25 protein-coding genes are annotated in these 25,312 nt (G+C 43.7%); 2 read left to right on the forward strand and 23 right to left on the reverse strand.

The window, feature by feature from the left end; translation table 11 throughout:
• Positions 1-104: 104 nt before the first annotated feature.
• The 15 genes from HPY27_RS05550 to HPY27_RS05620 form a co-directional block, all read right to left on the reverse strand.
• On the reverse strand, positions 105-1,925 hold the full coding sequence (locus HPY27_RS05550; RefSeq protein WP_174224516.1) for a HAMP domain-containing sensor histidine kinase: 1,821 nt from the start codon (positions 1,923-1,925) through the stop codon (positions 105-107).
• Entirely contained in the window at positions 1,922-2,596 is a 675-nt protein-coding gene (locus HPY27_RS05555) for a response regulator transcription factor (RefSeq protein WP_017248566.1), read from the reverse strand. The genes HPY27_RS05550 and HPY27_RS05555 overlap by 4 nt, the downstream gene beginning before the upstream one ends.
• Positions 2,597-3,011: 415 nt before the next feature.
• Entirely contained in the window at positions 3,012-3,653 is a 642-nt protein-coding gene (locus tag HPY27_RS05560; protein WP_173621865.1) for a beta/gamma crystallin family protein, read from the reverse strand.
• Between the two features lie 260 nt (positions 3,654-3,913).
• Positions 3,914-4,138, reverse strand: a complete 225-nt coding sequence (locus HPY27_RS05565; RefSeq protein ID WP_017248564.1) for a hypothetical protein — start codon at positions 4,136-4,138, stop codon at positions 3,914-3,916.
• 3 nt (positions 4,139-4,141) lie between these two features.
• Positions 4,142-4,459: a heavy metal-binding domain-containing protein gene (locus tag HPY27_RS05570; protein WP_173621864.1), complete on the reverse strand. Its 318-nt coding sequence runs from the start codon at positions 4,457-4,459 to the stop codon at positions 4,142-4,144.
• A 584-nt stretch (positions 4,460-5,043) separates the two neighbouring features.
• Positions 5,044-5,514, reverse strand: a complete 471-nt coding sequence (locus tag HPY27_RS05575) for a hypothetical protein (protein WP_174224517.1) — start codon at positions 5,512-5,514, stop codon at positions 5,044-5,046.
• A gap of 264 nt (positions 5,515-5,778) precedes the next feature.
• The gene (locus tag HPY27_RS05580) at positions 5,779-6,390 is read right to left on the reverse strand and encodes a DUF4304 domain-containing protein (protein ID WP_174224518.1); all 612 of its coding nucleotides are present in this window, start codon (positions 6,388-6,390) and stop codon (positions 5,779-5,781) included.
• 38 nt (positions 6,391-6,428) lie between these two features.
• Complete coding sequence (locus HPY27_RS05585) at positions 6,429-6,848, reverse strand: ribosomal maturation YjgA family protein (protein ID WP_254612833.1); 420 nt, start codon at positions 6,846-6,848, stop codon at positions 6,429-6,431.
• 433 nt (positions 6,849-7,281) lie between these two features.
• Positions 7,282-8,718, reverse strand: coding sequence for a sensor histidine kinase (locus HPY27_RS05590; RefSeq protein ID WP_174224520.1), 1,437 nt, complete (start codon positions 8,716-8,718; stop codon positions 7,282-7,284).
• Positions 8,719-9,372 (reverse strand): response regulator transcription factor, encoded by a 654-nt coding sequence (locus tag HPY27_RS05595; RefSeq protein ID WP_174224521.1) that lies wholly within the window; start codon positions 9,370-9,372, stop codon positions 8,719-8,721. It abuts the gene before it with no gap.
• Between the two features lie 87 nt (positions 9,373-9,459).
• On the reverse strand, positions 9,460-10,245 hold the full coding sequence (locus HPY27_RS05600; RefSeq protein ID WP_174224522.1) for a hypothetical protein: 786 nt from the start codon (positions 10,243-10,245) through the stop codon (positions 9,460-9,462).
• Positions 10,246-10,337: 92 nt separating this feature from the next.
• A complete protein-coding gene (locus tag HPY27_RS05605; RefSeq protein WP_174224523.1) occupies positions 10,338-11,123 on the reverse strand; it encodes a hypothetical protein in 786 nt (261 codons plus the stop codon).
• A gap of 257 nt (positions 11,124-11,380) precedes the next feature.
• Positions 11,381-13,570 (reverse strand): catalase/peroxidase HPI, encoded by a 2,190-nt coding sequence (gene katG, locus HPY27_RS05610; RefSeq protein ID WP_174224524.1) that lies wholly within the window; start codon positions 13,568-13,570, stop codon positions 11,381-11,383.
• Positions 13,571-13,992: 422 nt separating this feature from the next.
• Positions 13,993-14,745: a GNAT family N-acetyltransferase gene (locus tag HPY27_RS05615; protein WP_174224525.1), complete on the reverse strand. Its 753-nt coding sequence runs from the start codon at positions 14,743-14,745 to the stop codon at positions 13,993-13,995.
• A gap of 135 nt (positions 14,746-14,880) precedes the next feature.
• On the reverse strand, positions 14,881-15,477 hold the full coding sequence (locus tag HPY27_RS05620; RefSeq protein WP_174224526.1) for a class I SAM-dependent methyltransferase: 597 nt from the start codon (positions 15,475-15,477) through the stop codon (positions 14,881-14,883).
• Between the two features lie 198 nt (positions 15,478-15,675).
• On the opposite strand from HPY27_RS05620, the gene HPY27_RS05625 reads away from it, so the two are divergent.
• Both HPY27_RS05625 and HPY27_RS05630 read left to right on the forward strand, forming a co-directional pair.
• Positions 15,676-16,467 carry a MerR family transcriptional regulator gene (locus HPY27_RS05625; RefSeq protein ID WP_174224527.1) on the forward strand — a complete coding sequence of 264 codons (792 nt, stop codon included), beginning with the start codon at positions 15,676-15,678 and terminating at the stop codon, positions 16,465-16,467.
• Complete coding sequence (locus HPY27_RS05630; protein ID WP_174224528.1) at positions 16,464-17,084, forward strand: GNAT family N-acetyltransferase; 621 nt, start codon at positions 16,464-16,466, stop codon at positions 17,082-17,084. Before HPY27_RS05625 ends, HPY27_RS05630 begins: the two co-directional genes overlap by 4 nt.
• A 65-nt stretch (positions 17,085-17,149) precedes the next feature.
• On the opposite strand, the gene HPY27_RS05635 is transcribed toward HPY27_RS05630, so the two are convergent.
• The 8 genes from HPY27_RS05635 to nikB form a co-directional block, all read right to left on the reverse strand.
• Positions 17,150-18,208: an NAD(P)/FAD-dependent oxidoreductase gene (locus HPY27_RS05635; protein ID WP_174224529.1), complete on the reverse strand. Its 1,059-nt coding sequence runs from the start codon at positions 18,206-18,208 to the stop codon at positions 17,150-17,152.
• 101 nt (positions 18,209-18,309) lie between these two features.
• Complete coding sequence (gene pepT / locus HPY27_RS05640) at positions 18,310-19,542, reverse strand: peptidase T (protein WP_174224530.1); 1,233 nt, start codon at positions 19,540-19,542, stop codon at positions 18,310-18,312.
• Between the two features lie 306 nt (positions 19,543-19,848).
• Positions 19,849-20,403, reverse strand: a complete 555-nt coding sequence (locus HPY27_RS05645) for a dihydrofolate reductase family protein (RefSeq protein ID WP_174224531.1) — start codon at positions 20,401-20,403, stop codon at positions 19,849-19,851.
• Between the two features lie 104 nt (positions 20,404-20,507).
• Positions 20,508-21,350 carry a diaminopimelate epimerase gene (gene dapF / locus HPY27_RS05650; RefSeq protein WP_173621854.1) on the reverse strand — a complete coding sequence of 281 codons (843 nt, stop codon included), beginning with the start codon at positions 21,348-21,350 and terminating at the stop codon, positions 20,508-20,510.
• Between the two features lie 70 nt (positions 21,351-21,420).
• Positions 21,421-22,404 (reverse strand): ABC transporter ATP-binding protein, encoded by a 984-nt coding sequence (locus tag HPY27_RS05655; RefSeq protein ID WP_173621853.1) that lies wholly within the window; start codon positions 22,402-22,404, stop codon positions 21,421-21,423.
• The gene (locus HPY27_RS05660; protein ID WP_174224532.1) at positions 22,401-23,396 is read right to left on the reverse strand and encodes an ABC transporter ATP-binding protein; all 996 of its coding nucleotides are present in this window, start codon (positions 23,394-23,396) and stop codon (positions 22,401-22,403) included. Before HPY27_RS05660 ends, HPY27_RS05655 begins: the two co-directional genes overlap by 4 nt.
• Before the next feature lie 37 nt (positions 23,397-23,433).
• Positions 23,434-24,327, reverse strand: coding sequence for an ABC transporter permease (locus HPY27_RS05665; RefSeq protein WP_069844984.1), 894 nt, complete (start codon positions 24,325-24,327; stop codon positions 23,434-23,436).
• 1 nt (position 24,328) lies between these two features.
• The gene (gene nikB, locus HPY27_RS05670) at positions 24,329-25,267 is read right to left on the reverse strand and encodes a nickel ABC transporter permease (RefSeq protein WP_174224533.1); all 939 of its coding nucleotides are present in this window, start codon (positions 25,265-25,267) and stop codon (positions 24,329-24,331) included.
• Positions 25,268-25,312: the final 45 nt, after the last annotated feature.

Raw genomic sequence — 25,312 nt, forward strand, 5'->3', positions numbered from 1 at the left:
TTCTTCTTGAACAAGGTAAAGAGTAATCGTCGGAGATCAAGATCAGATGCAGATCGTGTGCAGATTGGGTAGAAATGCAATAAAAAAAGTGCAGAACCAAGGTTCTACACTTTCTTTTTCTTTAATTCAAAATAGAACAAGACTCCTTCCTCCGTATTCATTGCCCCATAGAACGACCCATGCAGTTCTAATATCTGCTTGGAGATCGCCAGGCCCAATCCGGTTCCTCCGGTCGCACGGTTACGGGAGTGCTCGCCGCGGTAGAAACGATCCCATATCTTCTCCAATTGCTCGACCGGAATATGGACGCCTTTATTTTCGATGCAAATCTTGACGGTATCCTCCCCTTCAACTGTCGAAATGACAATGTCCTCTTGCTCCGGCGTGTAGCGTATGGCGTTTGTCAGGAAATTCACGATCACCTGCTCGATTCGATGCTGATTGGCGATGACTTCGACTGGGGCGAAACGGTTGTGCAACTGCAACTGCTTGCCGGAGAGGTCCGGTGCCAACTTTAAGCAGATTTGCTCCAGTACCACATCAATTCGGAACGAATCCATCTGCATTCTATACGTACCGGATTCATATTTTGCCAATTCCAGCATATCCGCAACTAGAAGGTTCATCTTCTTCACTTCATCTTCCATCGCAGCAAAATAGTAGTCCCGCTTTGGGCTGTCCGCCTTATCCTTCAAAATGTAAAGGCAGCTTTCCATGACGCTGAGCGGAGTTTTCAGCTCATGCGACACATCAGCTATAAATTCTTTACGCGTTTGCTCCAGCCGCTTTTCTTTCTCGATATCCTGCTCCAGCCGGACAATATGGGCATGCAGCATATCCGAAAGCCGATTAATATTCCGTGACAGGCTGCCGATCTCATCCTCTGTCTTGATCGGAATTTTTTCAGAGAAGTCCAGTTTGGCCATTTTTTGCGTCATGTCGTCCATGCGGAGCAAAGGAGCTGCTATTCTGCGGGAATAATAGAAGGAGGCGAGCAGAACGAGCAGCAAGGTACCTGCAAGGATGTAGCCGTAATAACTTCTCATGACCTCTGTAGCTTCGTTTACAGGCTGCAATGATGTCATGGCGAATAGATAGGCGGGATTCCCTGTTGGATCGGTCACGCGCTCTACGAATATTTTGTAGTCCATATCGTTCTCATTGTAGTCCGTTATGGTGCTTGTTTGCTCCACATAATCCCCGTATAGCAGATCTGCTTGAAAAGCTTTCACCCGTTCAAGAAATAAGCGGTTCGTATAGCGGGATACATCCGCGCCTTGCGGTGTCCGGACCTGTGTGATGGTTCCGTGCACCAGTACGCTGGGATAACGCTCATGGTATTCGGTAGGACTCTTGAATCTCGGGACGACCTCATACTCTTTTTTGACGAGGGGCTGATTCTCTAGTCGATTTTCCTCTCTGAGATTGGAGACACTCCTCCCGATCCGCTGCGGAAACCATTGATTATCGATCATGATCCCTTCCATGGCAATCTGTTGACCTGCTTTCACAAAGGTATCGATGAAGGGGTTATCAGCGCTTACATCCTCCACATCCATGACCGTGTACAGCGGAACGACAATCGAATTGCCAGAAAGAGCAGGGGTGGCGTCTGAGTGCTCCAGACGGACCTCCATCTCGAAATCGTCCGTGTACTTCAAATGACCTCTATCATCCAATCGAGCAAACCAGGCATTCGTCTTTTGATAAAACTCCTGTTCTTTCCTGACTTCATCCTGGGAATCCCCGGCATGAGTCAACTCGTTTTGCCGATAGAATTGAAGGGCTTCCTTCACCTTCTCTACCTTTTGATGCACATAAAACTGCTCGAAAAATACGGTTTGTCCGATAAAAATACTCGCGATCACAAACAGGCATAATCCCGTTGTGAGGAGAAACAGCTTGAGTACAATGCTTGTTCTCATGGCCGATCCTCGAATTTATAACCGGAACGAACAACAGTGACGATATGCTTCGCATGCTCTCCCAGCTTGGAACGCAAATTGCGAATATGGCTGCTGAGCGTACGATCCTCGCCGTCAAAGTCGTAACCCCAGATTTTTGTAAGGAGCTGTTCTCTGGTTAGGATGATGCCTTTGTTTTTCATCAAGTAGGCCAGAATTTCGAATTCCGTGTGCGTCAGGCTATAGTTGTTTCCCTCAATCGAAACGGTTCGGGACGGCAAGTGAATCGTAATCCCGCCGCCGGACAACATATCCCCCGGTTCTTGAATTTGCCGATTTTCCAGCAACCGTTTGGCGCGTGCCAGCAGGATGGGAGGACTGCACGGTTTCACCACATAATCGTCCGCTCCGAGCTCGAATCCAAGCAACGTGTCATCCTCATCCGCACGAGCTGTTAACATCAGAATGGGGACGTTGGAAACTTTGCGAATGCGTCTGCATACTGACCACCCGTCCAATTCCGGCAGCATAATGTCCAGAATGATCAAATGTACTTCATGCTCTTGAAATAACGTCAGCGCCTGACTCCCGTCCCCGGCTTCCAGCACTTCGTATCCTTCGTCCATCAAGTATTCCTTCATAATCTCTCGCAAAACCTGCTGGTCTTCCACTATCAGTATCGTTTTTGTCATGCTAATGACCTCTCGTCCTCTATCTCTCCAAAAGATATTTTTTAGAATGTTATCATGAGTTTGGGGTCGTCACAATATGGCAGTACTGTCAAAGGTCGTTGAGGACGCATTTTCCATAAAAATTTTCCTCGACAGCATCTCGAATGAATCCGCTACTAACTTGATCTCCCTGGTATCGTGATAACAGATGAAAACCTTTCCTGCCGGATTGATGATAATCGGATTTTGATAACCTAGATAGAATACTCGAACAACAAAACCTAAAGGGTGTAACACAAAAAGTGACCAAATGAATGGTCACTTTTAATATTGGATGGTTCTATTATTATCTCGTAGGCTAACGATGGATGTACCTGTTGTTTTATTAGTTGACAATGAAGAAAAATAGAGTGCAAAGACATGAAGAACTTTTTTATTAGCGCTTTGTGATTAATATGCTTGATGTAATGTCGTTAAATCCGTGGGGAACCAAATCGGGAATCGTGGTGCCCTCTAGATAAGCATTACCACTAAAACTCAAACTTCTTCCAGTAAAGTTTGCATGTTCGAATATCGTTATATCATATGGTCCGACGATACGAATGGACGAAATCTTGTCATTAAGTGGGATAGTGTTCGCGCTTGAGGTAACCTTGATCCAATCGCCGCTCATTCCGTAGTTATCGTACAAGTAAACTCCATTTAGCTCTTCTTGATGTCCAGAAACATAAAGAGAAGAAGCTTCATCGTTCCCAATCTTTTCGTCACTCATGTCACGATCACTGAACAAATAAGTAGTGCTACGTCCAGTCCAATTTAAGTGTTCGAAAACAGTTACGTTGTATCGATTATCTAAAATCTTGATCGAGGAAGCTTTGTCATTGAAGAATTTTTCATCAAGTGTATTAATTCTAGTGCCCGCGTATAGACCTAAGCAGTAACCTTGATAGTCTGCATCTTCGCACAAATATGCTACTGGTGAACCTGTCCCATTCGCTGATACTGGACCTGACCCTAATACAATGAATGCCAACACGAACGTTGTTAAAGCACTTATTAACTTGATTACACCTTTCATTTTAAATCCCTCCTATTCGGTAATGTTTCATACAGCTATATGCTATTACTTTTTCCAAAATATGGCAATTAAATAATTTGTAAATATTTTGTCAATGGTTCAACAAACGCCGTTCGGGACTTACACTCTAGAGCTATCGCCCTTGCTGGGCGCACAATAAAAGCCAAATCTTGTCAGCTAACAAGATTTGGCTCATTTCTACTTAATCCTACTATCTCCATATTTTCCTGCTCCATGAGCTGGACAGTCATCCTCATCGCTTATTTTTCAATTTTGTAATAGCGATCCCCGGTCTTCGGATTGAAGTATACACGACGCTTTTCCTGCGTTACCGGATCGATCGTCACTTCATTCGTGGGCTCAAATCCGGGCGGGACGACTTCTCCGTGGTCTTGGTGCAGTCGCTTGTCCTTTATTTTGGAAATGATTAGCAAGGTGATGAAAAGCAAGATCTGAAACACAATGTAATAAACAACATAAATCATTCATTACACCTTTTCAACGACAACTGCTGTACCGTACGCGACAACCTCCCCCATATTTCCCATATTTCCAGAGTCGTAACGACACATTACCACAGCGTTAGCTCCCATGGCAGTTGCGTTTTTAATCATGCGGTCAAGCGCTTGTTTGCGCGCGTCCTCCAAGAGCACCGTGTATTCCTTGATTTCTCCGCCAACTAATGAACGAAGACCTGCCATGATGTCTCCGCCAATTCCGCGTGCTCGAACGATCAAGCCGAAGGTGGTTCCTTTTACTTCAACGACACGATATCCTGGAATGTTTTCTGTTGTGACAACTATCATTTGCTTCTCCTACTTTCTATGTATTTTATTTTTCAAGATCACATGTAGCACGATGACAGCGCTAAAATGACTAATGATCGCAGCTTCTACACCATATCGCCAATATAGGAAGCCAAACAAAATGCCCAAAACAGTCATAACTCAGACGCATGAGCACCCCTCCGTAAAAAGACGACAGAATGTCGTAGAACCGTGATGAAATCGGTTCTTTACCCATTATTGTGGTCGATACCTGTACCAATAGATACCACCCAAAACGATCAGATGGAAAAAGGTAGCTCCACTCCGGACACCCAGTGATGACGATAAGGAAGACAGCCATATGTTGCTTCAACGCCCAAGATAACGCTGATGAAAGTTGATGGAAACCACACGTAACGCATTTTGGCATGTAATTCGTCAAGAAATCGAACATAAATAAGCACTTGAGTTCCCATAACATTTCTGTACTTTCTTATTTGGTTTGGCTAAATATTTTATTACATAGCACTTTTCGAAGTATGTATCATGTCGAGTGACATAAGCATTTTCTGGCAACACACAGTCAGTATTCTTGGTTACATCACTCGACAACAACTTGTCAATTACGATTCGAAACGTGAATATCTAAATGTATGCCAAATTTCATTATCATCCTTAATAGTTAGATAGATTTGCCCCGCACCATAATCCGCCATGGCTGCGTATACTTTTCCAGGGGTATATTCGCCTACATATTTACCATAATAATCGCTATCAAATGTTAATCTTCTTTCCGATATCTCAAAGGTTACCGATGTCCCTGTCGCTGCTATACATTTGACATTTACTTTATCGACTGCTGGCTGTTGATAGGTTTGATCATTTTGAGTTTGCACAGGGCTTTGCAGTCTAACAACTTCTAAATCCTTTTTTAATCCGTCATTCTTTTTCATACATGTTGACAAGGCTTCTTGTACTTCTGCCAAACGTCGCTCTAATCTGGCGATGTGTCTCAGTAATTCGTAATCGTTGTAGCGTCTGCCTTCTCCCGCCGAAATTGGATAATAACCCTCTTGTGGATACCACCCGTACATAATTTCCCTCCTCCATTGGCTTTGATACACTTTACGTTATGGTTTTTCCGCCTATTCGTTCGCCTATTTTACCAGAAACTGGTTTCAGACTAACTCCACAAAATGAAACATCGGCCAGCTAAGACCTGAAAATAAAGTCTTATACTGGCCGCTGTTCTTATTGAACGAACGTTTACATTAGGTTCATGTCATAACGGGGTAAGGCATCATCAAGATTTTTCCACCGCCACCAAATCGTTTCTCACTTGCGATCACAATGCTGACTTATCGCTTATCAAATTCCACGCCGTATTTATGGAAGATGGCCGTGTATTTATTCTCGAATATGGTCCATCGCTTTTCTGTTCCGTACTTTTCCTGCAACGTCTTCCAATAATGTTTAGCCGCTACTACATCATTAGATTGTAAGAGCAAATGAAAGCTTTCTTCGCTCAGATGTAAAAATGGACCTGAAGTGTAATAATCAACAATGGATCTGGCACTGGTCATCGTATCATAGAAATGGATAACCTCTTCTAATCCACTTAGCAGCGTTTTTCTTACATCATCCATATTCGTATCAGGAGTGATTGAAAATCGATCCGGAGCAGACTCAACCATTTCTCCAATTCTTGCTCTGAAATGACACTCCGCTTCTTTAGGTGCTGTTAGAATCTCTCTCGACTGTATTTGTGCCAACTCCGCTGCATAAATGCCGCAGTTCACATAAAACATGACATTGTCCGCTGCATTGCCAGCAGATTTTTGGAAGTTGAACATGTAGATGAGGTTTTCTGTACTCTTATGGAAATTCAAACTCTTCTTTGCGAAGCCATGCTTGGAAAGGAACGGCTTTACGTCCTGTTTAATCATATCGTTAAAGAGCTGCTGCAACATGATCCCTCCTAAAGTCTACGATAGATTTCCACCAAAAATCACGAGCGCTTACGCCAAGGCCAAGCAAGGTCGAGCAGAGAAGAGACGGCAACTCCCGCAGTGTACCGCACAAGGTCCGCCGTCAAAAAGCCTTTTCCTAATACCAACGCCCCCATAGTTGTCGCCCGGAGGTAATTGATCCAATCGGCCTGATACAATTGGCTGCCCTCGATTGCAAAGCAAAACGAGAGGCTCCACCACAGCGCGAAAGAAATCTTTTTATGAGCATAAAATGTGCGAAAGCCGAAGTAGATCATGCACGCCCATAATGCATCGCCAAAATGCTCAGCTACAAAGACAGGCAACACATCAGCGAACGCTCTGGACCCTAAGCCCAAAGCCATGACAACAAAAACGGCCACGCTATAGGCGACCCTCTCTCTCCATCGACACGGGGAGCGCTCGTTACTTATGCTCATAGGTATCGTCCGGTAGTACTTCCATTCGGCTTTGTGCATACACCATCAAACTTCCTCTTTTATGTATCTATTTTTTTCACAGTCTAACATTTTATTTTTAAGTCTAAAACATTATTTTCAGTGAACAACAAGATTGAGCTACGTTATCGCCACCACGTATTTTCGTCTACTTACTACTTTGCAAGTTTTTCACTTTGCGACCTTAAATGATGTTTGGCAACGCTAAAGCTACTTCAGCGCTGGATTCAGGGAATCAGGTTTTTTTAGGATCATCCAACGTTTCATTAATAATGAATCTCTTCATCCTGAAACCAGACTTTAACATTTTCAGATTGTACTCCCTGTCTAGAAAGTTAATAAAGAAGGTGTTCGTGAGTGTACCTACACAATCCGTGATCAGCGATTGGCTCAAGTACGGTAAAGCTTTCTTCATCTAATAGTTAAAAACCAATTGGATAATTGTACCTTCACCGAGCTTACTTTCTATTCTTATTTCAGCGTCATGAATGTTAGCGATCTCCTTACATAATGAAAGCCCGAGCCCGAGGCCTCCTCCATTGGCTCTCGATCTCGATTTGTCGGACATAAAGAATGGCTCAAAGACTTTTGTTATGTCGTCATCAGGAATACCGATCCCTGTATCTTTCACTTCCAGAATAATTTTCGACTCAGCATCTCTGTAAGAACGCAGAAGTATTTTATCGTTGTTCTTCGATGCTTTAATCGCATTGTCTATCAGGTTTGCAAGTAAAATTTTCATCAAATCTTTATCCATTAAAACACTAAGATGCTCCGTCGATATTTCCAGATCTATATTCTTTATGTTCAGCTTTGGAATAAAGGAATGTTTGATTTCCACAAAAAGTTCGTCAAGTTTTCCCTTTTTTAACTCAAAATCTTCTTTTCGCAAAACAATGAGCTCCATAAGCTTAAATGTCAGTTTCTCTAGCCGCTTTCCTTCTTCATAGATAAAGCTTAATGAGTTGATATAAGTCTCTTCATCATATTTATTCGTTCGTAAATAATCCGCATAGCCTATGATCGACGTTAAGGGAGTTCTTAGTTCATGTACCAGGTTATCGATAAACCTTTGCTTGTCTTCTGAAGTTTTTTTAAGCTGGTTTACTTTATCTTCTATATCAACGGCCATCAAATTGAAATTTTCCGCTAACAACCCGATTTCATCATTCGATTTGACCATGACTCTTTCGCTGAAATTCCCGCCTGCAATAATTCTTGTTGACTTGATAAGTTTATTAATCGGTTTTACTATAAACTTGCTCATTGTTATGGTAACGATGACCAAAATTGCTGAGATAAGAGCATTTAACTTGATTAAAAGGCTTAATAAGTCTTTTCTATTTTCATAAACACTGGAAATATCTTTCACGTAAGAAAGCTTATAGTGATTATTTTCCAAATAAATATTCTTAGCTATAAATAAGTAAGTCTTTTCGCCTAGATCCCGTATGATGTAATTTACTTTATCTGATGGTATGTTTAATTCTTCACGATGAGTAAGAGTTATCTTGTTGTTTTTAAAATGACTGAAAATAACCTTATTATTTTCATCTATTACATCCAGATATACATCCTGTTCTCCGAGGTTGTCCAAGTATGTACGAATCATTGAATCGATGTTTGGTTTGCCAACTCCTTCAGCATCCGGGTTTGAAGATTTTTGAACTTTAAGCAGATATAGATTTGATTCTAAAGAGTTAGCAAATCGATCCTGTTCGCTTATCCCGGAACGGATCTCCATATTGAGATTGAGTTCAAAGCTGCTATTAATCAGGTAAATGGATGCTGGTACAAAAAAGATTTCAAATATGATTAATGTACATAAAAATATCCTCTGCCAAAATTTCATTTATTCCTCCAGCCTATATCCCAATTTAAATACGGTTTTAATTTCATCTTTCCATCCCAGCTTTCTTCTTAGCTTTTGTATATGGTTGTCAATCGTCCGCGTCTCGCCAACGTAGTCATATCCCCAAATTTTTTCTATGATTTTTTCCCTCGTTAATACGATGTTTTTATTTTGCACTAAAAACACCAATAATTCGAACTCTTTCAAGGTAAGCTCAATCATTTCACCGTTCTTTTTCACCTTCATTTCTTGCAAGTATACTTCTGTGTCTTTAAAATTTATGATGTTGCTTTTTTTATTGTAATGTCTTAATACATTTTCAATCCTGGCCAGCAATTCAATTCCTTCAAAGGGTTTCGTCATATAGTCATCTACTCCCGCTTTTAATCCATACACCTTATCTGTGACCGAACTTTTCGCAGTTAAAAAAATGACAGGTATCCCTAAAGGTTTAATTTTTTCGAATAAAGTAAATCCATCAACTTTTGGAAGCATCACATCCAAAAGTATGAGATCAAAGCGATCACTTTCAATCACATTTAGGGCTTCCTCTCCATCAAAAACGACTGTACTCTCATAATTTGCCGTATTTAAATTCAATTTTATTAAATTTGCTACTGCGATATCATCTTCAACCACTAAAATTTTTATCATTCAGTTTTTACCTCGTTCCTTTTGTAACGGTTAGATGGAGTATGTACCATTTCGGGCACGTACTCCATCTAATCCATCCTACAATTTTTAATTCACTTTCAGGACTCTGAAATTCTCACGGTAGTCTTTTGCTACGGAAGGTAGAGTGATTAGTCTATCATAATTAATCTCATAACTGGATACTGAATAATTTTTCAGACTAATTGTCATTTTTACATCCCTTCCATCTTCCAGGTTGCAAAGAACACGTATGGTTCCAGAACTAGCACTCTTACTTACCTTCATCGTATTTTCCTTCACTTTTTTCTGTTGTTTCCCAAAAAAGTTGATAACCGCAGATTTAACTTTCGCATCATTGATTGTTGTCTCTTTGCTTCGATCTTCATCAGTGAAAGCAGCTAACGAAACAATTTCGCCTGTTTTTTCATTTATGACAATGTTATTAGAAGCACCCATTGGCTGGTTTAAGTCTTCAGCACGAACAAACTGTACCACGATAACATTTGCCGTATCTTTTTTGGCGTTTTCTTTTAATACAGCTGCATCTTCTTTTGAAACTATACCCATTAAGAACTTAAAGTCTTCTTGCGCGTTCGTTCGCTTTACATGCGCCTCACCAAAAGACTTCGCGTCAAGGCCCCTATAGTCTTTTAGAGCTTTGGTTGCCATTTTTACCGCTTCTGCATCACTAATCTTCCCATTTGCTACTTTGGCTACAGTGGTTTGATTTGTGCCATTTCCTGCTTTGCTTGCCATTGTTACGACGTTGTTTTTAGTAGAAGGAACCGCGTTTTCGCTTGCAAATACAGCTGCAGTAGAACCGCCTACAATGGATAGTGCCATCGAAAAAACGAGAATGTTTTTTTTGTTCATGGTAATGCCTCCTGGGATTTTTGGGTTAGATAGAGTAAGTATCATTTCGGGCACTTACTCCATCTTATCCGTCCTACAATATCTTCATTTACTTACATTTCTCTGAAATTCTCACGGTAATCTTTTTCTTCGGAAGGTAGAGGGAGTAGTCTGTCATAATTAATCTCATAACTAGATACTGAATAATTCTTCAGACTAATTGTCATCTCTACATCTCTTCCATCTTCCAGGTTGCAAAGAACACGTACGGTTCCGGAACTAGCACTCTTACTAACCTTCATCGTATTTTCCTTAACCTTTTTCTGTTGTTGATCAAAAAAGCTGATAACCGCAGATTTAACTTTCGCATCATCGATTGTTGTCTCTGAGCTTCGATTTTCATCAGTGAAAGCAGTTAGAGAAACAATTTCACCTGTTTTTTCATTTATGACAATGCGATTAGAAGCGGGCATTGGCTGGTTTAAGTCTTCAGCACGAACAAACTGTACAACGATAACATCTGCCGTATCTTTTTTGGCGTTTTCTTTTAATACAGCTGCATCTTCTTTTGAAACGATATCCATAAAGAACTTAAAGTCTTCTTGGTTGTTCGTTCGATTTACATGCGCCTCACCAAAAGATTTCGCGTCAAGCCCCCTATAGTCTTTTAGAGCTTTCGTTGCCATTTTTACCGCTTCTTCATCGCTAATCTTTCCATTTGCTACTTTGACTACATCATTTGTAGTGGTTTGAGTTGTGCCATTTCCTTCTTTGCTTTCCAACGTAACGACTTTGTTTTTCGTAGAATTAATTGCGTTATCGCTTGCAAATACCGCTGCTGTGGCACCGCCTACAATTGTTAGTGCCATTGACAAAACGAGAATATTCTTTTTGTTCATGGTAATGCCTCCTGAAATTTTTTGTTTTTGGTTTGGGCACGAAACCCTTGTTACAGGTAATAGAATATAGCGTTCATATGTTAAAAGTATCTTTCAGTTGTCTCCAAGTTGTAAATTCTATAAAAACCACCTGGAGGCTTGCTTCAGATGGTAAGTAGAACATCGTAACCGATTCGATTTCTACTATGACTATAGAAAATATAAAGCAAAGAACAGTATCCAACAACAAATACTGTTCTTTGCTTTATATTTTCAAATTATGCTTCTTTAAGGTCGAAACGATCTGCATTCATTACCTTCACCCATGCAGCAATGAAGTCACGCACAAACTTTTCTTTGTTATCGTCTTGCGCATAAACTTCTGCAATGGCACGCAGAACAGAGTTTGAACCGAATACGAGGTCAACTGCAGTCGCTGTACGCACGACTTCACCTGTTTGGCCATCACGTCCTTCAAATACGCCTCCGTCTACAGGCTTCCACTGTACGCCCATGTCTAGCAAGTTAACAAAGAAGTCGTTTGTGAGTGTGCCTACACGATCCGTGAATACACCGTGTTGGGTGCCATCGTGGTTTGTACCAATAACACGCATACCGCCAACGAGTGCAGTCATTTCTGGTGCAGAAAGATTTAGTAGCTGTGCCTTGTCTACTAGGAGCTCTGCAGGGCTTACACGGTACTCCTTCTTCTGATAGTTTCGGAAACCATCAGCGATTGGCTCGAGCACAGCAAAGCTTTCTGCATCTGTCTGCTCTTGGGTTGCATCGCCACGTCCAGGAGCAAAAGGAACGGTTACATCAAAGCCAGCATCTTGTGCAGCTTTTTCGACTGCGGCACTACCGCCGAGTACAATCAAATCGGCCAAGCTGACTTTCTTGCCGAAGTCCTCTTGAATGACTCCCAGGATCGTTAGCACTTTTTCAAGTTTTTTCGGCTCATTTACTTCCCATTCCTTCTGTGGAGCAAGACGGATGCGAGCACCATTTGCGCCGCCACGCATATCCGAGCCGCGGAAGGTACAAGCGGAAGCCCAAGCCGTTGTTACCAGCTCGCTGACGGTAAGGCCCGAGTCTAAGATCTGTGTCTTCAGCTCTGCTACATCTGCATCGGTTAACTCATACTCAGCAGCAGGTACAGGATCTTGCCAAATAAAATCTTCTGCTGGAACTTCTGGACCTAAATATCTTGTACGAGGCCCCATGTCACGGTGTGTGAGTTTGAACCATGCACTTGCAAATGCATCTGCAAACTCCTCTGGATTCTCATAGTAACGACGAGAAATCTTTTCGTATGCTGGATCCATACGCAAGGCCATATCCGCAGTGGTCATCATGGTTGGAACGCGAACGGATGCGTCTTCTGCATCTGGTGCAAGATGCTCAGCAGCAGGATTTACTGCAACCCACTGGTGTGCACCTGCAGGGCTCTTGGTCAGCTCCCATTCATAGCCGAACAGTAGTTCAAAGAAACCATTATCCCATTGAGTTGGATTCGCAGTCCAGGCACCTTCAATACCGCTACTGATGGTGTCGCGACCTTTACCGGAACCGTGTGTGCTCTGCCATCCTAAGCCCATTGCTTCCACAGGAGCAGCTTCCGGTTCTGGTCCAACAAGAGCAGCATCTCCTGCGCCGTGAGCCTTACCGAACGTATGGCCACCTGCCACGAGTGCAACGGTTTCTTCATCGTTCATTCCCATGCGTTTGAAGGTTTCGCGAATGTCGCGAGCGCTTGCAAGCGGATCTGGATTCCCATTCGGACCTTCCGGGTTCACATAAATAAGACCCATTTGAACAGCAGCAAGCGGATTCTCGAGATCACGATCGCCGGAGTAACGCTTATCGCCTAGCCATTCCTTTTCAGCACCCCAGTAAATATCTTCTTCTGGATGCCAAACGTCCGCGCGTCCGCCTCCAAAACCGCTTGTCTTCCCACCCATGGATTCAATAGCAGCATTACCTGCTAGAATGTACAAGTCGGCCCAAGAGATCTTGTTACCGTATTTTTGCTTGATCGGCCATAGCAGTCGACGAGCTTTATCAAGGTTGGCATTGTCTGGCCAGCTGTTAAGTGGAGCAAAACGCTGTGTGCCAGTTCCAGCACCTCCACGTCCGTCTCCTGTACGATATGTACCAGCGGAGTGCCAAGCCATACGGATAAATAATGGCCCGTAATGTCCGTAGTCGGCAGGCCACCACTCTTGGCTGTTTGTCATTAGATCATAAAGATCCTGCTTGAGAGCCTGATAGTCCAACTTTTTGAATTCTTCTGCATAATTGAAGTCTTCGCCCATAGGGTTAGATTTTCTGTCATGCTGATGCAAGATGTTCAAGTTCAACTGGTTGGGCCACCAGTGTTTATTCGACGTAGCACTTGGGTTGTGATTCGTAGTGCTACCGTGCGAAAACGGGCACTTTCCAGTGTTAGCAGTTGCCATAGAGTCCATTTGTCCCTCTCCCGTCATTTAAATTAAGTATTAAATAATAATACTTCTAATTAATTTATATAGCAGTTAACAATAGAAATCAACATCTTTTTGCTTTTTTCATCTTAAGGATTTATGGACAGTAGTAATTGGCATCGTATTGCAGGCAGAGAGGGAATCGTAAGAACACGATAAAATATATGAACTCTTTCATTTCCGAATGGCTGATTCTAACGTATGCAAGGACCGGCTAGATTATGATCTTGTCACCAGCTCGATAGCCTCTCTTCCATCACAAAATGCCCACCATTCTCCTCTTCACGGAATGTGTGGGTTTTTTGTGCGTAATCGTTTCAACTTCGCATCCTTGTTTATGTTGATCATGTCTTCCTACCATGTGATCAAAAAGAATGGTTCGAGCACTATGACATGACATGGGATTCTCAGTCAGTAGAATCCGGAGACATCACTTCCCATTTTCCAAACAGTGTGAAACCCGCTGCCTTCGCCAAGGCAGTAGACGCATGGTTATCGAGTTGGCATCGGTACTGTGGTTCGTATCCCTGACCATAGGCGTATTTACAGATGGAACGCACCACTTGGCGGGCGTGCCCTTGTCCTCTAAAGGACGTCAGCGTCAGTACGCCGAGATCCGCAATTTGCAGATCCTCTTCCCATGGATACATACTGGCAGCGCTAGCCAGGCAATTTTGCTCAAAAGAGCCGAACACCGCCCAGTGATCCAATTCTACATAAGCGTCGTCCAAGTCTTGTTCCGATGCGGAAGATGTGAACTCGGAGAAAACAGCCTCATCTTGCTCGGTTAGCCGGCGCAAGTTACCTTCCAGATTTTCGTGCAGCAATACGTTTTTATCCGCTTTTGAAAAATAAAAAAGATAATCTGCGCCATGCAGTGTGATGCCCGCTTCATTCAATTTCTGGCGAAAGGTCGACTCAGACAAGGATTGTTGTTGAAAGAGACCTATCTTATCAACCAGCGCAGGTGTCAAGACCGCCATAACACGCCCGTCGGAGGTTTCCAGCATCATGACCCGACTTTCGTCGTCAAGTGTAGGATTTATGGCAACAGTAAAGGATTCATCGCTATAAAGGACGTCACCGTTCAAAAATTGCTCCCGCCAAAAGTCAGTGATCGTTTGTGAAAATACAGGTACACTACTTACTTGATCTGTCATTATGTACAATTCCTTTCATAAGGTCGATCGGATTTATTGCGTATTATAGTAAAGGTTATTTACATCTCTGATTCTTTTGAAAATAGGGTGGATCATGAAATGGATCGAGATTCGGAAGCCCCAGTAGTTTCCGCATCATTTTCGTAATACAAGCTGAATAACATGGGCTAATCCATTGTGGGCCTTACCTGCCACACGCTCTTGTTCACCATAGAAGAAATGGATCACTTCATGACCTTCGCACCAAGCAAGGATATCTTTGGGATCATATAGCATTTCAAGTTCTGGAGGCCCGCCCGTTCCATACTTTATTTGTTCCTTGGAGAAGACCTCAAGCATGAGAATTCCTTTGGGCTTTATCGCCTTTTTCATTTTATTAAGAACGGAGATCTGCGCATCTTTATGAAAATGGCCATATACCATAATCGCGACATCATATTCTTCGCTCGGCACATCCTCTTCCAAAAGGTCAATTTTTTGGGTAAGTACGTCAACGGAATGCTTCTGAGCCAGTATTTTCGTTTTTTGCAATCCGCTCTCCGCATAGTCAATGGCTGTCACTTCAAGATTTCTTTTTGCTAAAAAAACTGCATTCCGGCCTTCACCCTCTGCAAACGCGATCACTTTTTGTCCATGTTCTACCCGATAAGCCTGTTGTTGAATAAAAACGTTAGGTTCTTCCCCATAATAATATTCTTCCGAATGAAAGCGCTCATTCCAAATATTCGCCATACTCACTGGCCTCCTGTCATGAAAATCTATTGTAGATTTATTATATCTACAATATCTCCAAATGCATGGATGTGTCAATATCGCTTGGTATCGAGAGCATCTACAAAAGAGCCTTTCTTTGAACGTACATCTTGACCTTAGGTCTGACCTAAGGTGTATGGTTGAGATATTCCACAACATCCATAGGGAGTAACGTTTATGAAGAGTGATATTACCATTAGCGAATTAGCTAGGCTTATGAATGTGTCTGTTCATCAGATTCGTTATTTTGAAGAGAAAGGGGTTCTTCTACCTGCTTACCTAGATAACAATCAGTACAGGATGTACAGCATGGATCAAGTTTACCAGCTATCCCATATTCTGTTGCTGCGCAAATTGGGGGTGCCTGTCCAGTCGATTAAAGAATGCATGACTTCCTATTCTACTGATCAATACGGGCAGCTACTCAATCATTCTTTGAAAGAAATACATGCAGAGATACTTCGCCTTCAAGAACTACAGCATTTCATAAACAGGGTATTGCATGAACAAAAGAATTTTATTTCGCACTCCAATGACTACCAAATAAAGTGGCGTGAAACCACCTATTTGGCACGTTGGATAGACATGGATTCACAAATAACGCTAAACGCCAAACTGTTGACTGAACAGGCCAAGTCTGTCCCGAACTTGTTCGAATCGGACCTTCATTTCATCGAGGATAATTCCAGTACCATTACGTTATACACGGAAACAGAAGCGCCTGGCGACTTTTCATTGCCCAGCGGCAACTATCTGTCTACCCAAAGGCTAATCCATGAAGAGGATGAGCTTGAACAAGTGATTGAACAGTTTTACTCCTATGCCGGAGCACAGTCTCATGTTATACAGGGACCCTTGATCCTCATTGAAAGATCTTACTTATCCCTATTTAGTCAAAACCAACTGCACTATGAACTACAAGCTTTGATCGAACCGACTACCCATTCCGAAAGGGGAAACCGATCATGACTGGATCACCAATTACAATAGAACCGATGCATTCCACGTACAATCAACAGATTGGTCAACTTCTTGTTCACGGGTTTCGTGGGAAATTCCAAACTCTTACGAAGCTCAATGATGGCGAGCTCGCCATCTTTTTCGAAAAATTATTTGATCATGTTCCTACAGATCGTGCGAGTCAACGAATGGTCGCGCTACAAGAGGGAGAAGTTATCGGGACGATATCCATCAAGTGGAAAACTGAATTTGATAGTAGGCGAATATTTCCCGCATGGAAGAACTTCTACCGTTTTGGCAGATGGAATCTCCTGAAAATGTTCATCGGGTTATCTTTCCTAGACCATAAACCACAGGCTGGAGAATGCTATATTACAGATGTTGTTGTCCATCCGAATCATCAAGGCAAAGGAGTTGGAAACCTGCTATTGCATTGGGCGCACAATTTCGCACAAGCGCAGCCAAGCCTAGACAAGTTAAGCTTGTACGTCGCAGGTAAAAACCCCCGAGCTGAGCAGCTTTACCAGCGATTATCGTTCCATACGCAATTGCGAGAAAGCAGCTTCCTATCACATCTTTTATTTAAAGAGAAAAAATGGAGTTACATGGTGAAGAGATTGAAATGAATCATGACAAAGGGCGAATCGTCTCTACTAGACATCCGCCCTTTCGAAAGTATCGCCTTTTCCCCCTAATCTACTTCACATAAAAATCTGATTAGTCGGCAGCTCTCTAATTCTTTCATTTGTACGTTGTTTATTATCTCATTCGCAGCCAAGCGGCTGATAATAGGAGCTAGTGTAACAGCTGAATGCATAACGGTCAGATAAAGACCCTTTATTTCGTCATGAAATCCAACAATAGGGTAACCGTCTTCAGGCATGGGTCTCAAGCCTACCTGGATGCTTTCCAGCTCCAATTTCTCTCCGCCTTTTAGATTGTGCCGTAGAATTTCAAACGCCCGCTTTCCAACTGCCTCGGGTCCATTTTGTTCAGACTCATCGATATAATCTTCCGCTGCTAGTAACAGAGCATCGGTTAGTTGTCTCGCTTCAAACTTAGAATTTGAAACTAAGGTGCGGATCAACTTTTCTTTCGATTTCATTCGGATCAGTATAGAAGGTGAAGGAGAGACAGGAACATCAAAGCCTAATGGCTTACAGAGTTCGGGTATAGCTGCGCCAGTGGCTACTACAATAACATCTGCTTCTAGAAAACCATTGGAGGTGTTTACCCCAACAACCTTAGAACCCTCTGTGATTATTTGCATCGCCTTTGTATCAAACAGTATGCTCGCTCCATTTTCTTCTGCTTTTTTCACCAAAAGTTTTGCAGTCAAAATTGGATCTAGTGCGCCTTCTTCGTACGCATAATAAGCTTCCTCGGGGTATTCCTTTAGATTCGGTTCTAATTTTATGATTTGCTGCCGATTTAATGGTTGTTTACGAGACTCCTCATAATCTATAGGGACTTCCCAAGTCAGTGCTCCATCCCATTTAATTTCTAGATCAGGTATCTCTTTTTCTAATTCATGATATTCGGCTATCGATGCATCATACAAATGTCGATAATTTTCTGATACCTGATACGATGGATGAATCCAACCGAAAGACTTGTTAGTGGCTTCACATGCAGCAGTTGAATTCGTCTCTATTAAAGTGACATTCTGATTCTGCTTTGATAAGTAGTAGGTCATGGATGTACCAACAATACCTGCACCAACCACTACAATTTTTTGATTCTTCTTCATGAGCGCTCCCTCCTGACAACATCCCCTAAGCAAATTCTACCCCTAGGGTAATCTCAAGTCTTTTTGATAGGAAGATGAGTTTTATTAAGGATACCCCGTGATCAGGATCTTTGCTCATACAGCTTAACGATTTCGATGATGGTGTTTACAGCGTGCATCATGTTGTCAACGGAAACATACTCGAACCGCCCGTGGTAGTTTTCCCCGCCAGTGAAAATATTCGGTGTTGGCAACCCCATGTAGGATAGCTGAGAGCCATCTGTACCACCGCGTATCGGCTGAATAATCGGCAGGATTCCGAGGTTTTCTAGTGCTTGTGTAGCGATGTCCACTACTTCCATTACAGGCTCAATCTTTTCCCGCATATTGAAGTATTCGTCTTTGATTTCGAGCTCAATTCGCTTCTCTCCGTATTTTTTCTGTAGTTCTTCTACGATACGAGCTAGGTGGAACTTTCTCTCCTGAAACCGATTACGATCGTGGTCCCGGATCAAATAACGCAGCTGAGTTTGCTCGACGTCACCTTGTATGGAAGACAGATGATAGAAGCCTTCGTAGCCTTCCGTCTCCTCAGGAGTTTCATGAATCGGCAGCCTTCCATGCAGCTCCATGGCTATTTTAGCAGCGTTAACCATTTTACCTTTGGCAGAGCCAGGGTGAACGTTCTTTCCTTTGCAAGTAATGATAGCTGATGCAGCGTTAAAGCTCTCGTACTCGATCCCGCCAAGAGGACCGCCATCCATCGTATAGGCATATACTGCGTCGAAGGCGGACACATCAAACTTGTCTGGGCCTCTGCCGATTTCCTCGTCCGGAGTGAAAGCTACTCTCACTTTCCCGTGTTTTAGTTCTGGATGTCGAATCAGATAAGCCATAGCGGTCATGATTTCGGCAATACCGGCTTTATCGTCAGCGCCAAGTAATGTGGTACCGTCTGTCGTTATTAACGTGTGCCCTTTGTAGCCAGTCAGCTCTGAAAAATCGCGCGGCGAAAGGACAATAGTAAGTGCTTCATTCAAGACTATGTCTTGTCCGTTATAATTTTCGATGACTTGCGGCTTCACGCCAGCGCCGGTAAAATCGGTGGCTGTATCCATATGAGCAAGAAAACCGATTGTTGGAATCTCTTTGTCTGTATTGGATGGTAGGGTTGCCATTACATAGCCGTTCGAATCCATCGTTACTTCCTGCATACCTATGGCTTGCAGCTCGTCCACGAGCATTTGGGCCAACACTAGCTGCCCTGGTGTTGAGGGGCAAGTTTCGCTGTTCTCATCGGATTGTGTATCAACTTGTGCGTAAGAGATGAATCTATTTATGATCTCCGTTTTCATGGTTTATCTCAGCTCCAATACAATTCGTCAAACCTATTCAAGAAAGAGGCCATCTCGTGACAAATTCTACCACGATCCTCATCGATTCTTCAATCCGTACGCCATATTGACGTGCTGCCACCTGGTTATATAACTGTAAAGTGATGAAACCAACGAAGTAATCTCCATTTTCATAAAAGTTGATTTTGGACTGACTTTGAATAATAAAACAGCGGCGACCCATGACCTGAAAGTCTTTGGCTCACCGCTGTGATGATTGAAATAGCTAACCTCGTTCGTTGAAGAAGTGACATACGATCCTGAATATTACTTCCCATTCAAATGATAGATGAGTTGCACAACGCCAGAGGAGAAAGTTTTTGTATTCACCAAACTCAAATTCACCCTCTGCTTTATATCCATAAACAGCGGTTTTCCTTCTCCCAAAATAACAGGGTGAACAGATAATCGAAATTCATCTACAAGCTCTAAATGGATAAAAGTTGTAATAAGACTAGCTCCACCATATAGCCAGATGTCTTTACCAGGCTTCTTCTTTAATTGATTGACTACTTCAAGAATATGATCGTTGATGAATATTGCTTTATGATCAGTCCCTTTTTGTGTCTTGGAAAACACATATTTTTCTTTACTATGAACCAATCCCCAAATCTCTTTTTCCTTATCCGTATGTTCCATTTCTGGCGAAAATTGTCCCCATAAATCATAACTTTTTCTTCCATATAGAATCGTGTCAATTTGATGTAAGAAATGAACAAACCCCATTTCAGCGTCCATTATGCACCAATCAATTTCCCCATTTTTCCCTTCAATAAAACCATCTAAGGTAACGGCTAGATCTAAAATGAGTCTTCGTTTCATGAATAGTTACTCCTTTCGTTGATCATCTACTCCCATTTTAGACCTTTAAATATGTCACCTTGTGTCTTATTTGTAACAGAAGGGTTTATCACTATAGGGCGTTCTCATGTCCATGCATCGGGCAGCAAATGTCCTTCTGCTACCAGCTTTGAGTTGCCTTCCAAGTAAACGGATTCGGCAGCATAATCTGTGAGATGATAAGAAATTTTAAGTGGTCCCCCTCGAGTAAGCACGTTCACAGAGGTGTCTACATGTCCTAAAATACCGGCAATGATTGCTGCAGCAGTCGATCCGGAACCGCACGCGTAGGTCTCTGCCTCTACTCCGCGCTCATAGGTTCTGATGCTAAGCGTTTGCCTATCAATCAGTTCCACAAAATTTACATTAGTACCATGGGGAAACTGCTGCTGATCATTTCTGACCATTCGTCCCCATTCTCTGAGCTGGTCGTCCGCTATCGCGATAACATTTTCGACAAACCAGACCGTGTGGGGTACTCCGACAACACCGTAGTGGTAGACGCCGCTTGGTCCGTCCCACTCATATGGTTGATTCAGCTTCAGCGCCTGCAATTGAACGTCGGGGAACTTGACATTTACGCCGTTCTGATTGAGCTCTGCCTGATAGATGCCGGCCATCGTTTCGAAACTCATCTTCGTCTTGGCTGCCCCGATGTGGTACGCAAAGCGCGACATGCACCTTGCACCGTTACCGCACATTTCTCCTTCACTGCCATCAGCGTTAAAATACCTCATCTTAAAATCGGCGATGTTGGAGTTCTCCAGCAGCATGAACCCATCCGCACCGATTGAAGTGCCTCGCCTGCATACATTTTGGACAAAGGCTGAAAGCGCAACCTCGTTCAACAGGCCATCGCGATTGTCTACTACAATAAAGTCGTTGCCACAGCCATTCATTTTTTTAAACGGGATCCCAAGATCAAACATTTCTCTCCTCCTTTTATCCGATGTACCGTGCAAACTACAAGTTCCAGAATTATGGAGCAGTCACCTTGCTTTAAGAAGGATCGATTGCGGGAAATGATTGATAGAGATGACAAGCGACCGATTGCCCTTCTATTTCACTCAGCTTTGGCAACTCGACTTTGCATATTTCCATGCTGGACCGGCAGCGCGGATGGAATTTACATCCCTTCGGCGGATTAGACGGAGACGGGAGATCTCCGGACAACACAATTTGCTCTCGCGTATCATCAGGATCGGTAATGGGTTTGGCTGAAAGCAATGCTTGTGTATAGGGATGCAGCGGTCGTCCAAACAGCTTCTCTTTCTCAGCATACTCGATGATTTCACCTAAATACATGACCGCCACTTTATCGGCAATGTGCTCAACTACGCTCAAATCATGTGAAATGAAGACATAGGTCAAAGAAAATTGTTCTTGCAAATCCTGCAGCAAATTAAGAATTTGCGATTGAATCGACACATCAAGTGCGGAGACAGGCTCATCTGCGATAATCAGCTTTGGCCGAAGAATCAGGGCGCGGGCGATGCCAATTCGTTGTCTTTGCCCTCCGGAAAATTCGTGAGGATAGCGAGATAGATGCTGCTTGCTCATGCCGACAATCTCAATCGTTTCTTCCAGTAGCGCTTGTCTCTGCTCTCGAGGAATACCGTGCGAAATCAGCGGCTCCGTCAAGATGTGCCCGATCGTTAGTTTCGGGTTCAATGTTTCAAATGGATTTTGAAAAACCATTTGCATATTTCGCCTTACTGCACGCATTTCGTTTTTGTTCATTTTTCCTATTTCGTTACCTTGGAAACGAATTTCGCCTTGGACCGGCTCCAGCAAACGCAGAATACATTTTCCCAATGTAGACTTTCCGCAGCCTGACTCCCCGACAATCCCCAGCGTTTCTCCTTCATAGACGCTCACATCAATCCCGTTTAAAGCATGAACATCATGCGGTTGTTGAAACCACCCTTTTTTCATGCGAAACAGCTTGCGCAGCCCTTTCACTTCCAGGATTGGAGTCGTCATCCACCTACCACCGAGCTTTCCTGTTCATGATCCTTGTCTTGGGTAAATAACCAGCATCGACAAGAAGAATGCTGATCCACTGGACGGAGCACAGGATTTCGCTCCCAACATATCGCCATCGCTCTATCGCATCGCGGGGCAAACCGGCACCCATTTGGTTTGTTTTCCGGTGTCGGCACACTGCCTTTTATGCTGTGAAGCCTCTTTGTGCGTTGCCTTGGTGTCGATTGGAGCAAACCTACGGTGTATGGGTGCTTCGGATTGCGCAGCAACGACCGTACGTCGGCTGTTTCAATCGCTTGTCCCGCATACATCACTATGACGCGGTCGCACACTTCAGCTACCACCCCTAAATCATGCGTAATCATGATCACTGACATGCCGATGTCCCTTCTGATTTTTTTGATCAGATTCAAGATTTGCGCTTGAATTGTCACATCCAATGCGGTCGTCGGTTCATCAGCGATCAGTAATGACGGATTACATGCGATCGCCATGGCAATCATCACCCGCTGCCTCATTCCTCCTGACAAACGGTGCGGGTAATCCCTGTAAATCTCTTCCGCTCGGGAGATACCCACCACGGTAAGCAAATCCAGTACCCGTTGCTTTACCGCCGCTTTACTTTCATCCTCATGCTCGTGCAATACCTCACTGATTTGTCGGCCGATCGTCAACACCGGATTTAACGAATGCATCGGTTCCTGAAAAATCATCGCCATTTCCTTGCCTCTGAGACTGCGCATCTCGGCTTCACTCAGCGCAAGCACTTCTTTCCCGTTGAATCGAATGCTTCCAGTCAAAGTGGCATTATCGTCCAACAGTCGCATGAGCGAGAGCGAAGTGACGCTCTTGCCACACCCCGACTCTCCGACAATTCCCAGCGTCTCCCCTTTATTCACATATAAATCAAGCTGATCAACAACCGTAACCGTACCCGACTCTTTCGAGAACCGGGTTGTCAGCCCTGTCACTTCCAATACATTGTCCATAAATGGAGTCCCCCTCTCCAATCCTCTTATTGCCCATTTACTTTTGCGTACGAGGATCAAAAATATCACGCAAGGCATCTCCCAGCCGATTTACTGCCAACACGACAATGGTGATGGCCAATCCTGGGTATGTCGCAAGCCACCAGGCATCGGACAAATAATCTTTTCCTTCATTCAACATGGTCCCCCATTCGGGAGTCGGCGGCTGCGCGCCCAAGCCGATAAAGCCCAATGCAGCCGTATCGAGAATCGCTCCCCCGACGAACAATGTCATGTAAACGAACAATACATTCGTAATATTGGGGAGAACCTGGAAAAGAATGATCCACCAGCTCGGCGTCCCGATCGACCTGCTGGCTTCCACATATCCAGACGACATGATGACGAGAGTCGCTGCCCTGATCAGACGCGCAAAGCTGGGAATCGAAGAAATGCCGATTGCGATCATCGCATTCGTTTGACTCGGTCCAAGCGCCGCGACAATGGCCAAGGCCAAAATGATCCCCGGTAAGGCGAGCAAAATATCCATAATCCGCATGAGCAGGTGATCAATAAATCCTCCCATATACGCACTGATGACACCAATCATCGTCCCTGCCGATACGGTGATGCCGACCGCCATGACAGCAACCACAAGCGTAACGCGCGTTCCGTATAAAATACGGGAAAACAAATCGCGGCCGATCGCATCCGTTCCGAGAACATGCTTGGCAGACGGGCCTTGCAAAAAGGCTTCGTAATTACTTTCAGTAGGGTCATAAGGAGCGATCCAAGGCCCGACGATTCCGATCGCAGAAATGAGTAAAAGCACCACCAAGCTTAGTTTTGCTGCTCGCTGATTCTTGATTTTTTCCCAAAAGGCAAGTTTGGGAAAAATCGGGGAATTGGCATGCGTCGCCCCATGTGCGACAGTTTTGCTCACCTCATTCAAGTTACCGCCCCTCCTTTTCCGTAATGAGGTCGACACGCGGATCAATCAAACCATAGAGGAGGTCGACCATCATATTTACCACGACATAGACGAAGCCCATAAGCAGCACAATGCCCTGAATCATCGGAAGATCACGGGCTGAAATCGCACGGATAGCCAATGTGCCGATACCAGGCCAGTTGAACACTTGTTCGATGATAACCGCCCCACCCAGCAGAGTCGCGATTTGCAAGCCTACCACCGTAACAACAGGAATCATGACATTGCACAAGGCGTGTCGAAATAGGATTATCGACTCCCTCAATCCCTTGGCTCGTGCCGTTCGAATGTAATCATGGGAAAGCACTTCGACCATACCTGAACGCGTCAGTCGGCTGATCATCGCGGAAGACAAAACGCCCAAGGTACAAGCAGGCAAAACAAGATCCTTCCATCCCGTACCGCCCGCGATGGGAAACCAGCCTAATTGAACAGAAAATAACATGATTACGATTAACCCCAGCCAGAAGCTCGGCAGCGATAATCCGATCGAAGCTGCTGCCATCAGCATAAAGTCCAAGAGCGTATTTTTGTATTTCGCAGCGATCATTCCCATCGTTAAGCCAATCACGACCGCGATGCCAATCCCAGCGAAGGCTAGCTTGGCCGTTGCCGGAAACCGTTCCATTATTTCCACGATGACAGGTCTTTCTGTTTGTAAGGAAGTCCCGAGATCCCCTTGGATGACTTTTTCCATGTAGGTCAGGTACTGATGAGGAAGGGGTTGATTTAGCCCCATTTGATCACGTAACTGTTCCACTTGTGCTTTTGTAGCCTTTTCCCCTAACATGATCCGTACTGGATCTCCAGGAATAAAATGAACGAGCGCAAACGAAAAGATGGAAATGCCGAGGAGGACAATCACTCCTGATAGCATCCGATTCAACAAATACTGTTTCATGATTCGTTCACTCCTCTCTTCCAGAATGCGTATTCATTGCTTACG

It is taken from the genome of Brevibacillus sp. HB1.1, from assembly GCF_013332445.1.
Lineage (GTDB): Bacteria > Bacillota > Bacilli > Brevibacillales > Brevibacillaceae > Brevibacillus > Brevibacillus porteri.